At 72.8% G+C, this 4,053-nt stretch carries 2 protein-coding genes; both read right to left on the bottom strand.

The window, feature by feature from the left end; translation table 11 throughout:
• On the bottom strand, positions 1 to 1,881 hold a 1,881-nt coding region (locus tag AC5L38_RS43900), incomplete at its 3' end, for a DNA translocase FtsK (protein ID WP_495248762.1).
• 372 nt (positions 1,882 to 2,253) lie between these two features.
• A partial coding sequence (locus AC5L38_RS43895) for a type IV secretory system conjugative DNA transfer family protein (RefSeq protein WP_495248761.1) occupies positions 2,254 to 4,053 on the bottom strand: 1,800 nt, incomplete at its 5' end.

The raw sequence follows: 4,053 nt of genomic DNA, 5'->3' as shown, positions 1-4,053 counted from the left end.
GTCGACGCTGGGGCGCTGGGTGGCCAGGACGAGGTGGATGCCGGCGGCGCGGGCCAGCTGGGTGATGCGCACCACGGAGTCCTCGACGTCGCGGGGGGCGACCATCATCAGGTCGGCGAGCTCGTCGACGATGGCCAGCAGGTAGGGGTAGGGCTGGCGCGGCTCCTTCCCGCGGGCGGCGGGGACCTTGCCTGCGCGCACGGCCCGGTTGTAGTCGTCGACGTGGCGGAACCCGCTGGCGGCCAGGTCGTCGTAGCGCCGATCCATCTCCCCCACCACCCACTCCAGGGCTTCGGCGGCCTTCTTGGGGTTGGTGATGATCGGGGTGATCAGGTGCGGGATGCCCTCGTAGATGCTGAGCTCGACCCGCTTGGGGTCGATCAGCACCATGCGCACCTCCTCGGGGGTGGCGCGCATCAGCACCGAGCAGATCAGGGTGTTGATGCATACGCTCTTGCCCGCGCCGGTCGCCCCGGCGATGAGCAGGTGCGGCATCTTGGCGAGGTTGGCCAGGATCGTCTTGCCCTCGACGTCCTTGCCCAGGCCGACGACCAGGGGGTGGCGCTCGGCGCGGGCGGCCGCGCTGCGCAGGATGTCGCCGAGCGAGACGAGGTCTTTGTCGGTGTTGGGGATCTCCACGCCGATCGCGGACTTGCCGGGGATCGGGCTCAGCAGGCGCACGTCGGCCGACTTGACCGCGTAGGCGATGTTCTTGGTGAGCGCGGTGACCTTCTCGACCTTGACGCCGGGGGCCACCTCGACCTCGTAGCGGGTTACTGTCGGGCCCCGGGTGAAGCCGGTCACCGAGGCCTTGATGTTGAAGTCGGCCAGCACCTGGTCAATCGCGGCGACGACGACTTCGTTGGCCTTGGTGGAGGCGCGCGGCGCGCTGCCCGGGCGCAGCAGGTCCAGGCTGGGCAGCGCTCCCGGCGCGGTGGTCGCGGCCTGGGGAGCGGCCTGCTCGGCGACGTCGCCGGGGCCGGCCGGTGCGCTGGTCTCGGCGCCCAGGACGGGGGTGTCGTAGGGGCCGCGCTCGCCGATCAGGTCGGGGTCGACCTCGACCGGGCGGCGCGGCCCGGCCTCGTCGACCGCGTCGTCCTGGTCGACGTTCTCGCCGTCCACGACGTCGGCGCTGTCGTGGCGGCCGGGGTGGTCGGCGTCGTCGCGGGTGGCGTAGCGGGGGTTGCCGCCCGGCTGTGAGCCCCGGGTCCCGGTGCCGGGGCGGCGGGTGCGCAGGCCGACCAGGCGGGCGGGGAGTTGGCGGATCGGGGTCTGGGTGGCCACCAGCAGTCCCCAGGTGGCGAGCACGACCAGCAGCGCGATGCTCAGCGGGGTGGGCAGCAGCAGTTCCAGGGGGGAGGCGGCGGCGTAGCCGATCGCCCCGCCCGCGGCCAGCACGTCAGCGTCCGGCCCGTGGGCGAGGTGGATGATGCCCGCGACGGCGGCCGTGGTGGCCACCGAGCCCAGCAGCAGCCGCACCAGGGTGATTTCCGCATCGCCGCCGCGCAGCAGCCGCCAGGCCAGGGAGGCGGTGGCGATCGGGGCGGCGACGAGGAGGGAGCCGATCAGGGCGCGGGTGGCGAGCTCGATGAGGTCGATGACGATGCCGCCGGCGAGGTTCCAGGCGGGCAGTGCGAGCACCACGGTGGCCACGACGCTGGCCAGGCCTAGGCCGTCGCGCTGGTAGGCGGCGTCCAGGTCGGCCCGGCCGGGGCTCAGCGCCCGGATGCCTTTCCCGGCGCCGCGGGCCAGCTTCATCCAGGCCAGGATCGCCGCGGCCCCGGCCAGGCCGAGCAGGGGGCTGCTGCGCACGCTGCGGACGGTGCGGCGGGCGGTGGTGGGGCCTCGCCGGGAGGTCGATCGACGGGCTCGGGTGGCCATTTTCCCTCTTCTCTGTACGGGGTGGTGGTGACGGTGGGTGACTGTGCGGGGGTTGTGCGCTCGATGTGCGGTCGCAGTGCGTGACTGTGCGCTTACGTTTCGCGTGTGCGGTAGGTATGGGCGGGGCTGTGCGCGGTGTGTGCGGTTACTCTGCGTTGATGTGCGCCGGTGTGTGGATCTTGTGCGCCGGGGTGTGCGGACCGTGTGCGCGGGGTGTGCGGAGCTGCGCACACCACCCCTCCCCTATAGAGAAAGGGGGCCCGCCCAACGCCGCACACCAACCGCGGCGTTCGGTCACATTCGGTAAAGCGGGCCGGGCGCTCGCGCGGCGTGCACGCAGCGTGCGCCCGGCGGAGGGGCCGGCCGGGTGGGTTACTGGCGGCCCACGTTCTCCAGCGGGGAGGCGATCAGGTCCCAGCCGTCGGCGTCGGGCCGGGCCGAGATGCACTCCAGCTCACTCCAGCGGTCGGTCTGGCGGTAGAGGAAGCGGCGGGCGCGGCCGACCTGCTGCAGCAGCTCGTACATGTCGGCGGTGCGGACCGTGGTGCGGCCCTCCCGGTACCAGGTGTCCAGCGCCATGTCCCAGACGCGCTGGGCTTCCTCGGTGCTCATCTGCGGCTTGGCGGGCTGCTCGGCCTCCTCGCCGTCGCCGTCGCCGTCCTGGTCGTCCTCGTCGTCGGTGGTGGCGACGATGACGCCGCTGATGACGGTGGTGGGGTCGACGTCGGCGAGGTCTTCGGGGCGGGCGTCCTCGCCCAGGTGCTCGCGTCGGGAGTCCTGCAGTGCCTCCTGCATCGCCTCGCGCTCCAGGGCGGTCTCTTGTACGGCTTGGTCGTCCATGTCGCTCTCCTGGTTCATCTGAGGGGCGGCCGACCGCGCCGATCGCATGGCCGGCACGGTGGTGGGCGCCGCCGTGCCCGCCGCTGTGCCCGCCGCCGGGATCGCAGGCCCGGCCGGGGTCGGCTTGGGGGCGGGGTCGGTGCTGCGGGGGCCCCAGACGGGGCCGGTGTAGTAGGTGCGCTGGGTGAACAGCTCGCCGAACAGCTCGGCGGTGACGGCGTCCATCGGGTCGCGGAACGGCGCCCCGGCGTCCACGGTGTCCATCAGCTGCGCAGGTGTGGGGTTGTAGACGCGCTGCATGCTCGACCAGCGCTTGGACGGCACGCCCATGCCGGCGACGTAGGAGTAGCCGCGGCGGCTGACTCCCCAGGTGGGCAGGTTCTCGCGGCCGATCGCGGCCAGCGCGGGGGCGGGCAGCACGTACTCGGCGTCCTCGGCCGAGTCCACGCCAAAACAGATACCGGCGGTGTGGTTGGCCCGGGCGTCGGTGCTCATCGCCTTGTAGGTGATGCGCTGCAGGCTGGAGACCACCATGATGCCCGCCGAGCGGGCCTTGCCCAGCAGGTGCTCATAATCGGCGCCCAGGGTGGCGAAGTCCGAGGACTCCTCGATCCAGATGAGCAGCAGGTTCAGGCTGGAGCGCGGCGCCCACCGGTCCAGGCCCTCACCGGCGAGGTGGCTGGTGCGGCCGGTGATGACCTTGCGCAGCCGCTTCATGACCCGGCGAGCCTCGCCCAGATCGTTGATGACCCAGGTCAGTGCGGCCGCGACCGGCCCGAACGTCTGCATCCCCTTGCTGACGTCGATGCCGATGATGTTCAGGCGGCGCCGGATGGACAGGCTGCCCAAAACGACCCGGGCGCAGACGCTCTTGCCCGCCCCGGTGACGCCGCCGATCTTGACGTGCGCGACGTCCTCGGCGTCGGGGTCGGTGTCGTAGTTGCCGAGCAGCCGCACCAGGCACAGGTCGGTCTGGTACTCCCCCAGTGCGAACGGCTCGGTCGGCAGCGCGCCGAACAAGGTGGCGTCCACGCCGGGCCAGGGGATGCCTCCGGGGATGGCCAGGTTGTCGCGGGTGGGCATCTCCAGCTCGCCGACCCCAGCCCGGGTGGCGTCAGCGGCGAGGTTGGTGCCGCCGGGCACCGCCTGGGCGTGCGCGGCCAGCGCGGGCATCAAGGCGCGGGCGCCGTCCAGGGTGCCGCCGTCTTGGGTGACGACCTTGGCGCGCACCACGCCGCGCTCATCGACGGTGGCTCCGTGGAACTGCACCCGGGCCTGCTTGATGGCGTCCAGCAGCGGGTTGCCCGCGCCGTCGGCGGCGCCGGGGGCGGC

The organism is Streptosporangium nanhuense, from assembly GCF_059358815.1.
Note: the sequence above shows the minus strand (reverse complement) of the source record. Positions and strands in the feature narration are given on the sequence as shown.